Below are 16,488 nucleotides of genomic sequence, written 5' to 3'. Positions count from 1 at the left end.
CATGACCCAAGAAATAACAATAAACTGGGCAGAGGTTTACAGCTCGCTAAATATTGACTTCCTAAAGCAAACGGGGAAGTGGATGCTAAAGGCAATACTAGTGGTTGGTGTGGTGGTGGTTCCATTATCCTTTTTTGCTTTCCCCCATTACCCTGAGGTGGGAATATTTCTATCCGTTGCATTCCTCTTTATTTGCCTGCGAATGGCCTGGCGAGTGGCTAGGCTGAATAAACTACCAAGAGTTTTGGTAGGGCCCGTAACCCAAAAAAGTACGCTTAGCTACAGGAACCGAAAAACCTTTACCCACACCACACGGCACTTTGTTAGCATAGCTGCACATGAAGCATTCGAAATCGATTCGGTGGGTAGGGCTCATGATTTACCTGTTAGCAGCAGGCCCAAAAGGTACGAGTGCCCAACCTCAGTCTTCAAAAGCATAAGTGAAAACGAACTGCTAATCGCGGTTATCATGCCACATGACAACTCTGTTGCGCAGGTAATTAAAGCCAACCCTACTAACTAACGATATTGTAAAACCTAAAAAAACAAAACGATGAAAGTACTTAAAACCATTGGGGCCATTGCCCTTGTTCTAATGATTGTAATGCCAGCTTCGGCTCAGATTAAAAATCTGAAGGATGTTAAAAAGAAGGTACCCGTAACCACAAGACCTGAGCAAAAGCAGGCCGACGAGAAAGCGGCGGAAACCAAACCAACTCCCGCTGCAACACCCGATGCAGCCACTCCCGCTACCGGTAGCAGCCAAACACTTTACGTTTCGATGACCAATGGTAGCAACCGAAACGATGGTAGCAAGGGCAGCCCCTTTAAGAATATCGACAAGGCCATAAACGTGGCCGAGCCCGGGGCAGAAATCCGCATTGCTGGTGGCGTTTACTACGGAACGCTTAACGTTGGCTTTATTGAGAGCAACAAGCCCGTTCGGCTCTACGGCAGCTTCGACGAGGGCTTTGGCAAGCAGGATATTGTGGCGCACCCTACCCTAATACAGCCAAACAACGAAAGCGCAAGAACATCGCGCAAGGCTCTGCTCAAGTTCACCAAGGATGTGGCGGGAACCGTAATTGACCATATAGTTTTCGATAGCGGCGAACGAAATGCCTACAGCCCAAACGATGGGGTTGTTGACGGTGTTGAAGGGGGCCGGCTGATGCTGCCCACCGAAAAGCCAGCCAACATGAACTCAACCGTTGGCGAGCCTCTGCTGCAGTTCGTTAGCGCCACCACCGGGGGCGATGTAACCGTGCAGAACTGCGTATTCCTAAATGGAGCCAGCTTTGCGCTCCAGGCAGGTCACCGAAGCGGATTGTTTACCGTTAAGAACAATGTGTTTGTGGCCAACAAAATGGCTGCCATCGAGATTTATGGCACTTGCGCTCGAACCGGTGGCCCCAATACGCTCACGCTTTGCAGCGATGTGGAGATAGCCAACAATACCATTCTGTTCAGCTGGAGTAGGCTAAAAGACTTTCTCGACATGGGCTACGGGGTACGGATAATGACTGGCTGCCAGTACAATATCCACCACAATGTGATTGGCGCCAGCATTCTGGCAGGGATCGACCATACCCGCTTTAATAACAACGAGTGGATTAGCATAGACCACAATATCTTCTTTGTAAACAAGGATAAGGATTTGCACTACAGCCCAGCCAGCAATACGCGAATACGAATAGATGCACAAGATTTTGACGACCTGGAGGTTGCCAGCGTTACAGGAAATAAGAATGAGATTCCTGCTGGGCTTAAGGTGAACAAAGCCTACCTCGAAGGCTACCTAGGGGCTCGCTACAGCGAAACCGTTGACTACGACCCTAACTCGCCCGCCAACCAGTGGCGTGCTGCCATGGGCATGAATAAGCAGGGCACAATATCGTCGAGCGCCACCATGTTTGCCAACAAATATCCATGGAGAGATGCCCTAAACCTGTTTGGCAATGTGCCCGGGTACGGCGCTCAAAAGCCGTAGGTAGTAAAATTGCTGCAAAATAATTACTCCACCTGCCGCATATGGTAGGTGGAGTAATTGTATTTTGAGGCTTGCCTATTTGGTAAGATTAAATTTTAATCCACTGTCTACTCCCCATAAGTATTGGGTATGTGGTACTGTGGGCCTGTTTCGGGGCGTTTCCAAACATCTACGGTTGCAGGTGTTACAACTCCAGCGCACCCGCTTGAATCCACAAAATTGCGAAGGGTAAAGGTGTATTCTGTGGGCTCGATAGGTCTAACAGAATTATCTATCCACTCAGGACATGTTACGTTAAAGATAAATCCACCAACGGGTTCTACCTGGCTGGTAACTGTCTGTAAAACCTCTTCTGTTCCGCCCTGAACGCTAACCAAGTTGAAAGAATATGGGCCAGTACCTTCGAGTGTTAAGGATATGGACAGATTACCACCAGCACAAGCAGAGCCAGAAGGATCGATTGTAACAGTGGCTATAGGTGCTGGAGTAATAGCAATAGTTCCTTCGGCTATTGGGGTACAAGGCGAATTTAAAGTCACAGTATAGTTAAATGTCCCTGCCTCGGTAGGTGTTCCAGAAAGAGTAACTACATCGGCACTCCAACTCCCTGAAACACCATTAGGCAATCCGCTAAACGTTGCACCTGTCGCCCCTGTTGTGCTGTATGTTATCTCCTGAATGGCAATGTTAAAACATATAGTTTGGTTTTCAGTTACAGCATCTGACGTAAGCGAAATAGAACACCCAACGCCTACCGTAAGTGTTGCCTCATCTGACTTTGTGGAACAACCGTTATCAAATTTAACAATGCACCGAAAATGATCACCATCCATTCCTGTAGTTATGCTATTTACCGTAAGGCTAGCGGTGGTTGCACCAGAATAGGTTCCGTCGTTATAAATGTTTGACCAGACTGTTCCTCCATTTTCTTTTATCTGCCACCTATAGCTTACCGGGGTTGAAGATGTAGTTAATGAAAATGTAACAATTGAACCTTCTGAAGCAGTAACATCGGTTGGTTGGGTGTCAATAACTGGTTTTGTAGAACAAGAGCCTTCGATTAAATCTTCATAAATTGGATCTTCTAGTATATCATCAAAATTTCCCCAATTACAGCCCTCAGTACCTACGTATCCAGTTCCTGAACAGTTAAAAACATCGCCAGGGTCATCGGCCCAACCCCCTGGCACATCTATAGTCCCTCCTATAAAGACATTTGATGGAGAATCATCACTAGTAAAAGATCCTTGGTTTGATGAACCCGTCTTATTAAAATCACCATAAACTATAAAATAACCATTTCCTGCAATATTTACTTGGTTAGCGACAAAAACACTTCCTGTTACTATAAGTACACCTCCATCGAAAATTGATAAATCATTATTATTCCCAAGAGTTAGATCCCCGTTAATAATTAAAGTATCCCTTACATATAGGTTTACATTGTTTTTACTAAATGTTAAATTGCCTTGTAATGTTATAAACCCATCAATATACACACTGTTCTGTGGATTAGCACTATTAGGAATCGTTCCCCCTACCCAGCTGTTAGAATCGTTCCACAAGCCCGTATAATTGTCCTTTGAGGTTTGGCTAAACACCCCGAAGCTGACTAGCGCCAGAGCAAGGGCCAGAATTTGGGCTTTACTTTTGTAAAGTATATATCGTCTCATATCGTAATATTATCCAATCCATTGTAATGACTCACAACATCCATTATTAAAGCAACATCTACGCCATTCGCCTTAACTAACAATTGTACAAATGTTTAACACAAACTAACTATTGGTTCGTGAGCCAAAATTGCCCGAAAACGGTCGCACAGCGCAAAGTTACTGTTAATACAGCACTTAAAGCGTTATCTATACGCACATATGTAGGTAATTGTTTAGCCTATCGGCCCAAAATTTGGCAAACAGCATGTTTTACTTGATAAAACACAGCATATGCTCTTCCAGCGGCATAAGCGCTTATGCCCGATTTCGTACCCCACACTTTCGCCACCCCAGCCTTTATGGGGTGAATATCTGAACGTTAAAGTATATGGCACAGGGGTTGCTTAATAGTATGTGTAATTTCCGTGTAGCTATGAGCAACAAAACATTAATGTAACAAGCAACATCATTAGCAATAAATATTTGGCTGTTAATCAATAATAATATGCGGGATTGCATATTTTACTAAATTTGCTGGTTAATGCAGCTAGCTGGGCCAACTGCTAACTTCTGCCTTTTTTCGGAAAGCATGGCGGTAGGCAACAAACTAAGGAAAACAATAATAAACTTACCATAAAATTGCTATGAACAGCTCTACTAGCATAAAACATAACCCAAAGGGCAATGGCTGCCCGAAATCTTTCAGAACGCTACTTCTTTTTCTTGCTCTCGCTCTTGTGGGGGGTGGGGCTTGGGGGCAAACTACCACTTACAATTCAGGTTCTGGAAACTACACTGTACCTGCGGGTGTATCAGAAATTATTGTTCAAGTATGGGGCGCTGGTGGTGGTGGCGGCGGTTCAAGTAATAACAATAATGGTGGTTCTGGTGGTGGTGGCGGTGGATATGCTAGGCAAGTTATTAGCGTTACGCCCGGGCAGGTTATACCATATAGCGTTGGTGCGGGGGGCAATGCGGGAGCTGCAAATGGAGGCAACGGAGGGGATGGTGGTGCAACCACATTTCTAACCCTTACTGCCGATGGCGGTAAAGGCGGTGGTGGAAATGCTGGTTCAATAGGGCAAGGTGGTTCTGCCACAGGTGGAGCAATCAACCTAACCGGGGGCAATGGAGCGCAGGGAGGTGGCTCAGGAGGCGATGGTGGTAATGGAGCCAATGGTGGTAATGGTGGTGATGGTAGAACCAATGATTCTGGCCAAAGTGGTACTGCCCCTGGTGGCGGCGGTGGCGGTGGTGAGCGGCAGCAAATTCTTTTTTTTGGAACTAATCATCCCGGCGGTTCTGGAGCCAATGGGCAAATAATAATTTCTTACACCCAACCAATTTTTTATTCCCAAGGCTCAGGTGAACATAACAATTTATCCAATTGGGAAACAAGTGAAGGACACTCTCCCTTTAATATGAATGATGACTATCAGACTTTTGTAATACAGAACGGCCACACCATGACCACCACTGGAGCATGGACTCTAGGCCTGTACTCAAGCATACAGATTGAGGATGGCGTGCTGAATGAGGATAATACAATTACCATACAGGCCAACGGTTTTCTTCAGGTTGACGATAACGGCACCCTAAACCATAATGTGGGTAACCTTAATATTTTCGGTGGCACCGTTACAATTGGCGCAGCATCTACCATAACATATGGGTTTGCTGGTGATCAGCAAATACTTGCCGAAGAATACGGAGACCTTACCATTAGTGGTGGTGGTACAAAAACCATTCTTGGCAATGTTAGGGTAAACAACAATCTTTCACTTACCAATGGGAATATAAGCTTGGGAGCTGGAACCAACAACCTTACCATTGACGCCAATGCTTCTATTACAGGCACCTTTGGCCCAACCCGAATGATAGTTTGCGACGGCGATGGAAGCCTAATAAAGGAAGGAGCTAGCAGCACCGATTTTCAAATGGTTTATCCTGTGGGAACGGGTTCAGTATATTCCCCTATGAATATAACTTCTTTCGCCTCAACGGGTAGTGGTTCTGTAAGCGTTAGGGTGGCAGGTGAACGAGCGCCCAACACCAATCCCACCGATTTAAATCGGCATTGGGTTACCAGCACTCAGGGTATCTCGGGCATTTCGGCAGATATAAATTTCACTTTTGACGCTAGCGATGTACAGGGAAACGACTACGAGGCAAAGTTTTGGGCTGTCGACGAGTGGTTAGATGTTCCCGGGGGTACTGTTGGGGCAACCTCATTTTCTGTTGCTGGAGCATCAAACCTTAGCGGAACATGGACTGCTCGCGAACCTATAAGAACTTACTATTCTTACCAGTCAGGGCCTTGGACTGCTGCCACCACCTGGACCACCGACCCATCGGGAACGCTATCGGTTAGCCCCGGTATACCAGGCGCCGACGATAGGGTGGTAATTCTTAACGGGCGTACCGTTACCAACCCTTCGGGTAGCATTACAGTGTTCTCCGTGCAGCTTAACGAGGGTGGAACTTTAGATTTGGGAACAACAACTGGTCATAATTTTGGTTGGGTTAAAGGTCAGGGTATGTTGCGACTGCAAACAAACAACTTCCCTACTGGCGACTTTTCTGAATTTGTCTCGGCAACAGGGGGTACTGTGGAGTACTATAATAATGCTAACTTTAATCTGAATCAATTAGACTATAACAATCTAATAATTAATTTATCTACACCAGCAACAACTGTAACCCTGCTTGGAAATCTTATAGTTGAAGGTGATTTAACAATACAGCAGGGTACATTCCGCGTAAACAACAATACTGCTACTACCCGAATCGTCTCAAACATTAATGGCAATGTTTTGGTTGGTGAGAATGGTTTGATTCGTTTGGGAACAGGAAATACTGGAACAGGAAATAACAATGCTCACCGAATAATTATTAAGGGTGATTTTACTAATAACGGTGATGTACAATTCACCAATCTAACTGCAGCAGCCTATAATGACAATAATCATCCAAATAACAGGGTTGATGTTGTGTTTAACAACCCCTCTTCTGATCAATCTGTTTTGTTAAATGGACCAACCCGTTTTTATAGAATTGAAATCAACAAAGGGGTCGACCAGACTTATATTCTAAATATTGATGCGACCAATTCAGCCTTCTTTAACCTTTGGGGTAAGACTAACCTTGATCCCTCAGGGACTCCCCCAAACATACCTAATCCTCAGGCGCTAGGTCTTCTTGCAGGCACGCTTAGATTAGGTGAGAACATTGTAGTACCATCTATAGCAGAAACAGGTGTATATAACATTGATGAGGATGCTATGCTTTGGCTCGATGGTGCAAACGTTACATATTCCGCACAAGCGAATACGGCTGATGGTACAGCCTTTATCATTTATGGCGGATTACGTATTTCAAGTAATTCTGTATTTAATGATAATTCTAAGCAGGGGTTGATAATGAGAACTACATCTTCATTACTTATTGAGGATGGTAGTATTACTACTGAGTGCGTTAGAACCTCCTATGAAGTTGGAACGCACAGGGGAGCATTTACAATGTCAGGGGGAGACCTTTCAATAAGAGCCGTTAATCTTCCTAATCTAGGAGGAATGAACATATACGCAGCCTTTACTCTACCATATCCCGACAACACTCTTACAATTTCAGGTGGAACAATAAACATCCTGTCTCCAAATCCTATAGCAGGTGGATCTGGGAGTAACTTTAGTTATGTCGTAGGGGCAAATCCTAATAACATAAGTATTACAGGGGGGGAATTCAATATAACTGTCCCAGCAGCACGTGATGCATATATTGCTTCAAGAGCTCCGTTCTGGAATTTAAATATAATATCTGACGTAACTAACCGCTCAGCACAACCTAGAACCTATACCGCAAACGCTCGTGTACCAGAGGCAATAACGGCACAACCCCTTGTAGTTTTAAATAACCTAACGCTAGAAAACAGAGCGGTACTAACCTCTGGCCCCAATAATGTTGATGTTTCGGTTGGCAATAACTTCACCATAAACAATAACACCACTTACTCTCCCGGAAATAACACCACCATTTTCAATGGCTCCGGGCCGCAAACCTTTACCTACAGCGGAACCATTACCAATGGCTTAAACAACTTAACGCTGGGTGGCGAATCGGATTTATCGTTGGCCGGAACGCAGGCAACCCTTGCCGTTAGAGGTAACTTGGAGCTGGGCAGCGGAACCACCCTGCGCGATGGAACCAAGGCAATAACCGTAGCGGGAAATATCTCCAATAGCGGAACGCATTACAGACCTGCTGGTGCTGCTGGCCGTATTGAGCTAACCGGGGGTGCAGTTCAAACCATATCAGGAAATGGAACCGGCAGCTTCAATAACCTTTCCATTAGCAAATCGGGGGGTAGCGTAACGCTTGCTAACCCAATGACCGTGAATGGCGATTTGAGGCTTGTTTCAAACCATCGGTTTAGCATTGGGAACAATACTCTTACTCTGGGGCTCAATGGCAGGGTATTCTCAACAGCAGCCACAACCGATCAGGTATTCAATGCCAATAAAATGGTTGTTACCAATGGGCTTGCATCGGATGGGGGTATTAAAAAGCATTTTTCTAACACCAACGAGTTTTTGTATCCCTTTGGTTTTGAACTTAGTGGTACATACTACTATATGCCAGCTAACATCCAATTTAGCAGTGCGCCAGCACAATGGGGTTCGGTTACGTCGCGCCCAGTTAACGAGAGGCATTACCTAGCTCAGGGAGCAACCAACGCCATTACTACCTACTGGAAAAATACTAGCGAAGGATTCTCTGGTATTACACCAAATTCGGTTACGCATAGCTATACTTACAACGCATCGGGAGCCAACAACTTTGTGCAGGGCAATGAGGCTAACTATATTCCAGCCGTTTACCGCTCAGGTTCCTCGTGGGTAACTATACCTGATGTAAACCAGGTTGACCAAGCAAATAACCGAATAACCTTTGCAAACCAGTCGGCTGGCAGTGGCGAGTATACTGCTGGTGAATCCTTAGCATTTCAGGCAATTCCAATTCTATACAGCAGTAGCACACCAACATTCTGGGACACGCCAAGTACTTGGTCGGCAGTTGGCGTGGGAGAACCCGGTGGTGACGGTGTTCCTGGCCCCAATACAATTGTTATTATTGGCGACGATACCCATAACCACACCGTTACAATTCAAACTCCTAACGAAGAATCGGGTGCACTTTTTATTGCCGAGGGTTCAATGCTCGACTTGGGAATCACTCAGGGTCATAACTTTGCGGCAATACCAGAGGAAACAGTTGCTGGAGCAGGAACTCTGCGTATTTCCAGCAGTAACTATTTTCCTGCGGGAGATTTTGGCGAGTTTATTGGATCAAATGGGGGGACGGTTGAGTTCTATTCAAATGCTGGACAAATTGATATCCCAACCATATCTGGAAGTGGACTTGCTCTTAACCAGTTCAACAACCTAATACTTAACCATCAGGGAAATATTGTTAACCTACCCGATTTAAACTTAACCATACACGATAATATAACTGTAAAGGGGAGTGTCCAATCGGCAAGGACAAATACAGGCAGTAATTGGACCACACTGAATGTTCTCGGGAATTTTAACGTTGAGTCGGGAACCTTTATCATAATGAATGGGACACCCTCGAAAACGTTGAGAATACAAGGCGATATTAATGTAAGTAATGGGGCTACATTTAGGGTAAGAGCAACAGCAGCAAACACAACCCATACACTTGAACTTCACGGTGATATAAACAATGAGGGGACATTCAATCTTCATCAAACAGATAGTCGAGTTTCCGCTGTATTCAAAGGAACCAATAACGCATTAATTGCCGGGAGTGGAACAACCTATAACTTTTACGATATTACCGTTGATAAAGGGAATGATGCTACACCTGTTGTCACGCTAGAGTCGGATATAACGACAGGTGTAACCAACCCGTTTCTAACCCTTACAAATGGTACATTCAGAGTGAATAAAGAGGGGCTTACAGTAACCATAACCGATGGAGGTACATCGTTTAGCATTCCCTCTACAGCCGCCCTATCTGTACAGAATGGAGATGTTAGGGTAGCCTATGGCACGGGTAACCTAATACTTGCAGGAAAACTTGAGGTTCTTGGGGGAAATATGTTTATTGGTAACCCAGCCACATCTAATAACAATAGTATTGAATATGCTGCTGCTGGGACTCCCGAAATTGTAGTCGAAGGTGGTAATCTTTCCGTGAATGGTCAAATCCGCAGGCCCACCACCATTTCAAGTGGCTCACTAAACTACATTCAATCTGGAGGTACAACCACTATTTATGGAAAAAGTAGAATTAACACCAGGGGATTAATTGAGATAGCCAACACAAACAGCCTCTTTTCCATAAGTGGAGGTACACTTGAGTTCGACAGGCCTTCGGTTAATGGAACAGCTTTCGGCGATATATACATCCGTCCCGATTCTTCATTGGTAACAGGCGGAACGTTGCAAATGGGCTTAAATGGTTCTACCGCTAATCACACCTTTAGACTAAGCAGTTCCTCTCCGCTTTGGAATGTAAGTGTTGGAGCTGTGGGATCCGATCAAATCCTACAAAACGAGGTACTTGCCTTATCAATCCTAAATAATTTAACTATTAATGGTAATTCACAGTTCAATGCTAATGGTTTAAACCTAAGTATTGGAGGAAGTTTTACCAATAATAACAATAACGCCTCGGCGGGGATTGGGAATGGAGGGTTTCTTGCTGGTTCATCTACCCAAACCGTAACATTCAATGGATCGGGAACGCAAAACATTGTTGGGAATGGAACAAACCTTACAAACTTTGCAAACCTCACCTTTGCCTCAGAGGGTACAGTTTCTCTACAACCAAACTCTTCTCTTAGGGTGAATGGTAACTTAAATCTATCCACAGGTATTCTGAATGATGGTGGCAACACCATTTCGGTGGTGGGTAACATCACCAATACATCAACACATACAAGCAGCACAGTTGATGGGGGATTAAACCTCATTGGCACACAAAACCAAAACCTCAATGGGGTAGGTGGCACCTATGGTAATATTATACTTAACAATACTTCTGGTGCATCACTCCAAAATAATGCTACCATAACAGGACGCTTAACGTTCACTAACGGGAGTATTTACATCGACGATTATAACCTGGTTTTTGGACAGAATGCCTCAATAGGTGGTACACCCGATAAAACAAGAATGCTTATTCTGAATGGTGTATTAAGCGATCAGGGGGTACGCAAAGTATTCACAGGAGCAAGTAGTTTTACCTTTCCAATTGGTGTTTCGGGTAAATACACACCTGCCAGTTACAATATATCTAGTATTGGAGCAGCTGGTACAATAACAGTTAGACCCATCAACCGACGTCACCCTGCTGTTGTTACCCCTTCGGAGAATGAACTGGCATACTACTGGAAAGTTGATTCAACAGGGTTCGATTCAAACCTAACTCTTACGCATAGCTACACCTACGACTCAAATGATGCTAAGCCCACAGTTGCTAACTATGTGGTTGGATTATACAAAATCCATGAATATAGATGGTTCGATTTGGGCAATAACGATGTGGGAAAACCGGGTATAGTTAATAGTGGTTTGAACAGCTTTTCGATTACTAATGTGGGCTACCTTTCGGGTGACTTTACTGCTGGTGAAGCCGATAATTTTACCCCTCCATTAGAAACTTATTATAGCCGAAATGTAAATGGAAGTTGGTTTACACCTAGTGACTGGCTAGTTGGAAGCCCCTCAGGTGCTGTTGCTACTCAAGCACCTAATGGTAACCCTGTTTTTATTCAGGAAAACCATACTATGACCCTTAATCAAGATGGTGCCTACAGCGTATCTGTTGAGGTTATTGGCACCCTAACTTGTGGAAATACTGTGTTCCACGATTTGGGAACGGTTTTCGGTACTGGCAAAATAGATATTACCTCAACAGTTGATGGATTCTTTGTATTTCCTGGCGGTTCTTTTGACGAATTTTTTGAGACCACTGGAACTACCGTTGAATTTATGGGTAGTAATACGGCATCGCTTCCACTAAAGCCTGGGAATATTTACAAACCCTATCAAAACGTAATCTTCTCTGGAACAGGGCAAAAAAATATGAGTGCTGAAAATATGAGGGTACTTGGGAACTTAACCATACGCAATGGGACACGACTTAATAATACGCTACACAACAAAAATCTATACATATCAGGAAGTTGGATAAATGAGAATATCAGTACAAATTCGTTTATTCCAGGAACAGGTACTGTTTTCTTCGAAGGCAGCACGCTCCAGAATATAAATGTTACTGCAAGGGAATCATTCTATAACCTTACGATGGTTAACACTGGTGATGGTGCAGAGATTGCTGGTAACTCTGGAATTGATATTGCCCGCAGGTTAACCCTAACCAATGGGGTGTTAAAATCTGCCTTAGGCAAAGAGGTTCGGCTAACTAACACCAATGCGTCTATAGCAGTTTCGGGGGGGAGTTCAGCTTCGTATGTTGATGGTCCTTTGAGTAAAAGAATCATAAATGGCCAATCGTTTAATTTCCCTGTTGGCAATGGTGGGCGTCTAGGTCGGATTATTCTTACAAATGTTTCGGCGGCTTCGTCTCCAGAATACTGGACAGCAACATACTTTAACAGTAACCCAGATCCAACATACCCAACTGCCAGTGAGAATTTGGACGGTGCTCTTACCGTAGTAAGTAATAATGAGTACTGGGTTGTTGATCGTCCTGGTAGTGGAACAGCAAACATAAGATTGCGATGGGATGCAGCCTCACTACCTGCATACACCACCAATGCGACGCTTAGGCCAAATTTAAGGGTTGTTGAATTCGAAAATGGTTCGCCAGGGATTTGGACTGCTAGAGGGCAAAACGTAAGCGGAACAGCTACCTCTGGAATAGTATCAACCACATCACCCGTTACTCAGGATGACTACATATTCTCAATTGGAGCAATTGGAGTAACAGCAGCAATTACAGATACATCGCCCCAAGAAGTTTGCGATAACGAGCAAACTGTTACAATACCTGTTGAGCTAACTGGTGTTGCACCTTGGAGTCTATCATATAGGGTTGGAGCAACTACACTCACTGAGAACAATATTAATGCATCTCCATATAATATTCAGATCCGTGGATCTGACTTTGGTCAGGGAGTCCATGTAGTTGAGCTTGTCTCAGTATCAGACGCAAGCAATCCGGGCGTAATAAACCCCGGTACCGTTACCATTACAGTGTTACAAACAGATAAACCAACAATAACAGGCCCAACAACTGTTGGAGTAAACGAAACTAGGATTTACTCTACGCCCGATAACGGCAACACTTACCTCTGGTCGTGGGTAGATATACCCGGTGGGGGTACAATTGCAACACCAGGTAACGCATCCACAAATATAACTTTTGGTTCAACCACAAATGACTTTACCCTAAGGGTTGTTGAAACAATGACCAATGGATGTTCAGCACAAGCGGAACAACTAATAACTGTTCTTAACGTTCCTTCTCCCGAGATTTCTCCCACAGAAGGTAATTTGTGTGAAGGAGTAACTATTACCTATCAAACTACAAGCAATGCTGGAAACCAATATAGGTGGAATGTTACTGGTGGCACATGCAATACTGCTGATTATAATAACTGGAGAACCGTAGCCCAGGGAGGCAACAGCATTGAGGTAGAATGGAGCAGTGTTGGAAATGGTTCAATAACTGTTGAGGAAAGGGTAGGAACAACAGCCACTCAGGGGTCTGACACAAGGAATTTTGTTGTTTACGAAAAGCCTACCCAGCCAACTCTTCAAAACTACACCGCGGGTGTTTGTGCCGGGTCGAATGTAGATATAGTTGTTGAAAACTCTGAAGTAGGTATTACCTACCAGTTAATGAGCAGTGGGACTCCTGTTGGTGCAACAATTGCTGGGGATGGAGGGTCAATAACACTTACAACACCAGAGTTAACAACTACTACTGTTTTCTACGTTAGGGCTTACAATTTGGGTTGCGAGGATTTCTCAACTGATTTTACAGCTAATGTTTATCTCAATCCAGTTGTAAACTGGGTAAGTCTAAGCGATACCGAAGGTGACTTATCTACCACAATTTGCGAGGGCGATCCCGCTGAACTCAACATTAACTATACGGTTTATACGGGTAACTTTAGCTTAGAGATTTTACATGACCTAGATACCAACCCTGTTGAGACTCTTGATCAAACTGTTGTAACAACAAATCCTTTTAAACGCAATGTTACACCTGTATGGGATGGTGTTTCCATTCCTCCTAGTACAACTTATAAATATAGAGTCGTAATAACTGATGAATATGGTTGCGAGAGTGAACCTGTTCCTGAGGCAAGTCAACCGGCTGTCACCGTTTGGAAAACCCCCGAAACCGGCCCCCAATACCATATACCCAATACCCACGGGATGTAAAACCAATTAGTATTGATATATAAAAGGCTTGGGCATTTGCTCAGGCCTTTTTTATTGATACGGGGGAAAATTCACCGCGTGTCTGTCTGCAGAAGATAAACTCAGCACCCGAAACTCAATCACAGAACAGTCGACAGCTTGGCCTCAGAAAGCAGGCCTGAAACCAAAGGGGACGCAACTTTTGAGAACCAATTACCACATCAAATAAACGCTGATATGATCCTTAGGCTATTACAGATTTATCCGCCGATAGGCAAGTTTACATCACCCTCCCCTATCCTCTTAACATACTGCCATATAAACCATCTTCCCTCCTGTCACTGATTACCGACTTCTGTCTTTCGACTTTCAGACGTTGGATTTTTAACTTTATTCTCTCATAGCATTAGCCCTACTTATTCACTAAAAAAACGCTGTCATATCCTACGGACCATGACAGGTTTCTCCGTCTTCGGTTGTCGGACGTCCTACTTCCAACTTCCTACTTCTCTCGTCAACCTAACGGTTTACGAGACAGGCGTCTTCCGACTTCCTACTTTAGACACTTTATTAACTCTAGGCACTTCCCAAACTTTCTTTACCCCACACCCCCCCCTCCCTTAACCCTTTTTAACAGCCATTCCTTCTCAACATGACAAAGGTTTTTGTGTTAACCAAAAAAAGGCTTTACCTTTAAGACCCATTAGAATTTTTGTATGTACTAATCATAAAAACTATCAATATGTTTGACAAGCAAGTTTATATCAATCGCCGATTGAACCTAAGGAAGAAGATCCGCTCGGGGCTAATCCTGATCACTGGCAACAGCGAGTCGCCCATGAACTACCCCAAAAACACCTACCGCTTTAGGCAGGATAGTAACTTCCTATACTTCTTCGGATTGGATCTGCCCGGTTTTGTCGGTGTTATTGATATTGAGGAGGGTAAGGACTGCCTGTATGGCAACGACTTCGACCTCGACGATATAATATGGATGGGGCCACAACCCAGCGTAAACGAACTGGGGCAGAGCGTTGGCATACCCTGCACCCACCCCATGAAGGAACTTGCCTCAACCCTTCAGCGCGCCATTCGGAATGGCCGTAAAATCCACTTCCTACCCCAATACCGTGCCGAGAATATCCTAATGATCGACAGGCTTATGGGCATTAGCCCTGCCTTGGTGGGGCAGTACGCTTCAACTGAGCTTGTAAAGGCCGTGGTTTCTCTCCGCTCAATTAAAGAGCCTGTTGAGATTGCCGAGCTGGATAAGGCCTGCGACGTGGGTTACCTTATGCATACTACTGCCATGCGACTTGCAAAAGCAGGTGTCCCAGAGCAGGAGTTGGTGGGTGCCATCGAGGGAATTGCCATTGGTAAGGGGTATATGACCTCTTTCCCAATCATACTATCGCAGAATGGCGAAACGCTGCATAACCATGATCACTCGCAAATTCTCACATCGGGACGTATGCTGCTAACCGACGCTGGTGCCGAAATTACCTCGCACTACGCATCGGATAACACCCGAACCTTCCCTGTGGATGGCAAGTTTACCCCCGTTCAAAAGGATATCTACAGCATTGTACTCGATGCGCTTAATAAGGGTATTGAACTTAGCAAGCCCGGCGTAACCAACCAGAGTATCCATCTGGAAACCGCCAAGGTGATCACCGCTGGCCTTAAGAATTTGGGTATTATGAAGGGCGATGTGGATGAGGCGGTAGCCAATGGTGCACACGCCATGTTCTTTCCCCACGGCCTTGGCCATATGATGGGTCTCGATGTTCACGATATGGAGGATCTGGGCGAAAATTATGTTGGATACGACGATGAAATTTCTCGAATCGATCAGTTTGGGACGGCCTTTCTTCGCCTTGGGCGCAGATTGCAATCTGGTTTTGTGCTAACCGTTGAGCCCGGCATCTACTTCGTTCCTGCCCTAATTGAGAAGTGGAAGAGCGAAAAGATTAACAGCTCCTTTATTAACTACGATAAGGCCATGGAGTACATCGGCTTTGGAGGCATTAGGCTCGAGGATGATATTTTGATTACTGATAACGGTTCGAGAATTCTTGGAGCCAAACGTATCCCTGTAACCATCGAGGAGATAGAAAATATTGTGGGCAAAGGATAACCCATAACACAAACCCCTCAAAGCCCCGATGAAGGATTTCACCCATCGGGGCTTTTTCGTAAATATTTACTATGCGAGCAATACCTTATACATAGGGTCTGCTGAAAAACTCGAATTTAGAATATGATTCGTTTTCCCTCTGGCATTGGCTGGTGAGCCGAAAAACAAGTGCAGCAGTCGGTAAAAAAAATCTGCTGTTTGAGCACCGACGTAGGAGGTGCGAGTTCAGATTTTTTCCGCCTGCAAGCGTAGTTTTTCGTGCGAGGCAGGCGTAGCCTTGAT

5 protein-coding genes are annotated in these 16,488 nt (G+C 44.6%); 4 read left to right on the top strand and 1 reads right to left on the bottom strand.

The features are described from left to right. Window position 1 precedes the first annotated feature (1 nt). Complete coding sequence (locus tag G8O23_RS10970) at window positions 2-523, top strand: hypothetical protein (RefSeq protein WP_166364734.1); 522 nt, start codon at window positions 2-4, stop codon at window positions 521-523. 30 nt (window positions 524-553) lie between these two features. Further along, window positions 554-1,990, top strand: coding sequence for a right-handed parallel beta-helix repeat-containing protein (locus G8O23_RS10965; protein WP_166364732.1), 1,437 nt, complete (start codon window positions 554-556; stop codon window positions 1,988-1,990). A gap of 107 nt (window positions 1,991-2,097) precedes the next feature. Here G8O23_RS10965 and G8O23_RS10960 read toward each other — a convergent pair whose 3' ends face one another. After that, window positions 2,098-3,663 (bottom strand): immunoglobulin domain-containing protein, encoded by a 1,566-nt coding sequence (locus G8O23_RS10960; protein WP_166364731.1) that lies wholly within the window; start codon window positions 3,661-3,663, stop codon window positions 2,098-2,100. A 626-nt stretch (window positions 3,664-4,289) separates the two neighbouring features. Here G8O23_RS10960 and G8O23_RS10955 point away from each other — a divergent pair. After that, the gene (locus G8O23_RS10955; RefSeq protein WP_166364729.1) at window positions 4,290-14,090 is read left to right on the top strand and encodes a beta strand repeat-containing protein; all 9,801 of its coding nucleotides are present in this window, start codon (window positions 4,290-4,292) and stop codon (window positions 14,088-14,090) included. Window positions 14,091-14,811: 721 nt separating this feature from the next. Then, window positions 14,812-16,206: an aminopeptidase P family protein gene (locus tag G8O23_RS10950; RefSeq protein ID WP_166364727.1), complete on the top strand. Its 1,395-nt coding sequence runs from the start codon at window positions 14,812-14,814 to the stop codon at window positions 16,204-16,206. Window positions 16,207-16,488 lie beyond the last annotated feature (282 nt).

This window comes from Perlabentimonas gracilis, from assembly GCF_011174675.1.
GTDB lineage: Bacteria > Bacteroidota > Bacteroidia > Bacteroidales > Tenuifilaceae > Perlabentimonas > Perlabentimonas gracilis.
Note: the sequence above shows the minus strand (reverse complement) of the source record. Positions and strands in the feature narration are given on the sequence as shown.

Excerpts from the sequence above, each read along its gene's own strand:
- G8O23_RS10960 (WP_166364731.1), bottom strand. The coding sequence starts at position 3,663 with ATGAGACGATATATACTTTACAAAAGTAAAGCCCAAATTCTGGCCCTT.
- G8O23_RS10965 (WP_166364732.1), top strand. The coding sequence starts at position 554 with ATGAAAGTACTTAAAACCATTGGGGCCATTGCCCTTGTTCTAATGATT.
- G8O23_RS10970 (WP_166364734.1), top strand. The coding sequence starts at position 2 with ATGACCCAAGAAATAACAATAAACTGGGCAGAGGTTTACAGCTCGCTA.
- G8O23_RS10950 (WP_166364727.1), top strand. The coding sequence starts at position 14,812 with ATGTTTGACAAGCAAGTTTATATCAATCGCCGATTGAACCTAAGGAAG.
- G8O23_RS10955 (WP_166364729.1), top strand. The coding sequence starts at position 4,290 with ATGAACAGCTCTACTAGCATAAAACATAACCCAAAGGGCAATGGCTGC.